This window comes from Sporichthya sp. (assembly GCF_013815995.1).
Lineage (GTDB): Bacteria > Actinomycetota > Actinomycetes > Sporichthyales > Sporichthyaceae > Sporichthya.
Window position 1 is genome coordinate 1 of record NZ_JACDFE010000346.1, and the last position, 3,047, is coordinate 3,047.

Here is a 3,047-nt window from a genome sequence, read left to right on the forward strand (position 1 = left end):
GCACCGGGCTGCGCGGGCGCCGCCGCGGCCCCTCGCCAGAGCGACCCCCCGAACACGGCGGCGCCGGCGCCGAGCGCGACGGCACTGCTCACAAAGGTCCTGCGATCCATGCGTTCTCCTGGACTGGGCGTTCGCCAGTCGCGCCCGGGCGGACGGCGACGACCCGGACGTTGCCGGGGTCAGCCGACGCGAGGGCGTAAAAGACACGCCGCACAGGCGAACGCAAGACGGCCAGGATGGTGCCCATGGACACCAATGCCCTGACCGCCCGCTGGGACGGCCTGCTCGCCCGGCTCACGATGCGCGACCCGACCGCGACCGGCCGGGACCTGATCGCGCGCTGGGCCGAGCCGCACCGCCGCTACCACGACCTCGCGCACCTGACGGCGGTGCTGGACAACCTGCACGACCTGGCCGGGCACGCGCAGGACCTCGACGCCGTTCGTCTGGCGGCCTGGTACCACGACGCGGTCTACGCCGGCGCCCCCGACGACGAGGAGAACAGCGCGCGCCTGGCCGAGGCCGAGCTGCCCGCGCTCGCGCTGCCGGGGGCACTGGTCGCCGAGACCGCGCGGTTGGTGCGGCTCACCGCCACCCACGACCCTGCGTTCGGCGACCACAACGGCGAGACCCTCTGCGACGCCGACCTCGCGATCCTGGCCGCCGGACCGGCGAACTACGCGCGCTACGTCGAGGCCGTGCGGGCCGAGTACGCGCACGTGACCGATGAGACGTTCCACGCCGGCCGGGCCGAGATCCTGCGCCGCCTGCTGGCTGCGCCCGCGCTATTCCGCACCCCAGCGGGAAGGGAGCGCTGGGAGGCGGACGCGCGGGCGAACGTCAGAGCCGAACTGGCGACGCTGACGAGCTGAGGAGCGTCAGGAGGCCTGACGCAGGCTGGCCGGCACCTTCGGGGTGCGCAGGCCGACAGCGCGCAGGGCGCGCACGATGTCCCGCGGCGAGACCGGTGTCGCGCCGGCGGCGACCATCCGGTCGTACCACTCGGACGGGACGTCGTAGTGGTCCCGGTCGAAGGCCTCAGCCGGAATCCCCGCCACTGACGCGAAGGCGTGCAGCTCGGCCAGCGAGGTGTCACTGGCGACGTGCGACCACAGTCGGCCGTGTCCGGCCCAGGTCGGAGGATCGATCAACATCGCCACGTCTCCAGATTAGGCAGCGCGCCCAGAATCGTCCGGTGACTTGGCACACGTAACACCAACGGCGTACCCAGGCCTGCGTGAAAGGTTCGATCCGCCCCGCCCCGCCTGCCACTTCAGCTCGTCTTACATGACCCAGTGGTCACTCGCTGTCCGATTTGTCCCGATTCCAACGACCACTCGCTCATGCATGAGCGGGTGGTGGCACCGCCGGCAGGGAGAATTGGCCCCGTGCGCACCGATGAGGCCCTGCTCGACGCCCGGGCGCGCGTGCTCGCGGACCTGACCAGCACCGCGTGGGCGAACGCGGCGGCGGCCAACATCCTGGACGACGCGGTGGCCGGACGGCGCTGGTGGGCGGACGAGTGGCCCGAGGGCGCGGCCTACGTCGCGGGGCAGGTCGCGCAGGACGTCCAGGACGCGCTCTTCGACGCGGGGGTCGGCCGCTGGCCGCTGTGCCGGCTGTGCGAGCCGGACGAGGCGCCGGTCCACGAGCTGCGGATCACCCCCGAGCTCGGCGCGGATCCGACCTGGATCTGCGAACGCTCCGGGACCGTGGCCGCCCCGCTCGGGAGCCTCAGCCCAACCGGTTGAACGGACCCCGGATCGCGAAGACGGTCCCCGGCGTCTGCACGTTGGCGAACAGGAACTTGCGGTCGTAGGTGAAGTTCGGCCCGGTGAACTCCGAGTACTCATCGCCGTCGCGCACCTCGTTGCGGGCCAGGAACGTCGTGGCGCCGCTCGCCGTGGCACTGATCAGGTGCTGCGCGCCCGCACCGTCCTCGGCCAGGATCACGCCACCGAAGGGCGAGGCGACGATGTTGTCCGGGCCGTCGACGCGCTTGTCGTGGTTCCTGTTCGGGGCGAACCACAGCACGAGCCTCAGGGTGCGGCGCACCGGGTCGAGGAACCAGACCTGGCCCTCGTGTGCGGCCGCGCTGCCGTCGTCCGCGGGCTTGGCGTAGGAGGCGACGATGTACGCCCCACCCCGGCTCCACCAGGCGCCCTCGAGCTTCCGGCTGCGGGTGACCGCCTTGCCCTTCACCCCGTCGTAGCCGAACTGCTTGCGCGTGGACACCGCAACCGCGTCCCGGTCCGGCACCTCGACCCACTCCACGCGGTAGGTGGTGCCCGGCTTGTGCGCGACGGACAGATCGCGGACCACCCGACCGCGCGAATCCAGCGCCCGCATCGCCGACAGCGTCCCCGCCGCGCTGCCGAGCCGATGCAGAGTGCCGTCCCCGAGGCCGCGGAACCTGCGGGGTGGGGTGAAGCGGTAGAGCAGTCCCAGCGGACCGGAGGCGTCCTCGGTGAGGTAGATCTGGCCGGTGCCCGGGTCGACCGCGGCGGCCTCGTGGGCGAACCGGCCGAGCGCCAGGATCGGCTTCGGATCCCGGTTGGCGCGATTGTTGCGCGGGTTGACCTCGAAGACGTACCCGTGATTCTTCGTCAGTCCGCCCTCGCCCTTGCGGGCCTCGGTCTCCTCGCAGGACAGCCAGGTGCCCCAGGGCGTCGGGCCACCGGCGCAGTTGGTGTGCGTGCCGGCCAGCGACACCACCTCCGAGACCCGGCGCCCCTTGCCGTCGACCTGCACGGTCGTGGTGCCGCCGGGCGCGCCCGGGTCGTAGGTCCAGCCCTTGACCGGGGGCACCAGGTGCTCGGTCATGTCCGGGTTGCACTCGTGGTTGTTCACCACCAGATAGCCGCCGCCCGGGCGCCGGAAGCTGGCCGACCCGTCCTGCTTGCCCGGGGTCTTCTCGCCCCTGGCCGCGCCGGAAAGCTCGGTGACGCCGGCCTCGGCGACGATCCGGTAGGAGAACCCGGCCGGCAGCGAGAGCCGCTTCTTCGGGTCAGGGACCAGCCCGCCCAGGCCCTCGCCGCGCACCGGGG

Annotated in this window: 4 protein-coding genes; 2 read left to right on the forward strand and 2 right to left on the reverse strand. The window is 72.6% G+C overall.

Annotation, left to right across the window (positions count from 1 at the left end; all coding sequences use genetic code 11):
* Positions 1-299 precede the first annotated feature (299 nt).
* Positions 300-872: a metal-dependent phosphohydrolase gene (locus H0X00_RS23005; RefSeq protein ID WP_367186748.1), complete on the forward strand. Its 573-nt coding sequence runs from the start codon at positions 300-302 to the stop codon at positions 870-872.
* Positions 873-878: 6 nt separating this feature from the next.
* On the opposite strand, the gene H0X00_RS23010 is transcribed toward H0X00_RS23005, so the two are convergent.
* Positions 879-1,160: a DUF4031 domain-containing protein gene (locus tag H0X00_RS23010; RefSeq protein ID WP_367186746.1), complete on the reverse strand. Its 282-nt coding sequence runs from the start codon at positions 1,158-1,160 to the stop codon at positions 879-881.
* A 183-nt stretch (positions 1,161-1,343) separates the two neighbouring features.
* On the opposite strand from H0X00_RS23010, the gene H0X00_RS23015 reads away from it, so the two are divergent.
* A complete protein-coding gene (locus tag H0X00_RS23015) occupies positions 1,344-1,751 on the forward strand; it encodes a hypothetical protein (RefSeq protein ID WP_367186747.1) in 408 nt (135 codons plus the stop codon).
* Here H0X00_RS23015 and H0X00_RS23020 read toward each other — a convergent pair.
* Positions 1,735-3,047 (reverse strand): alkaline phosphatase PhoX (locus H0X00_RS23020; RefSeq protein WP_293775132.1); only part of this gene is annotated, 1,313 nt, incomplete at its 5' end. The two genes, H0X00_RS23015 and H0X00_RS23020, sit on opposite strands and share 17 nt — an antisense overlap.

Coding starts and splice junctions, on each gene's coding strand:
- H0X00_RS23005 (WP_367186748.1), top strand. CDS start 300: ATGCGCGACCCGACCGCGACCGGCCGGGACCTGATCGCGCGCTGGGCC.
- H0X00_RS23015 (WP_367186747.1), top strand. CDS start 1,344: ATGCATGAGCGGGTGGTGGCACCGCCGGCAGGGAGAATTGGCCCCGTG.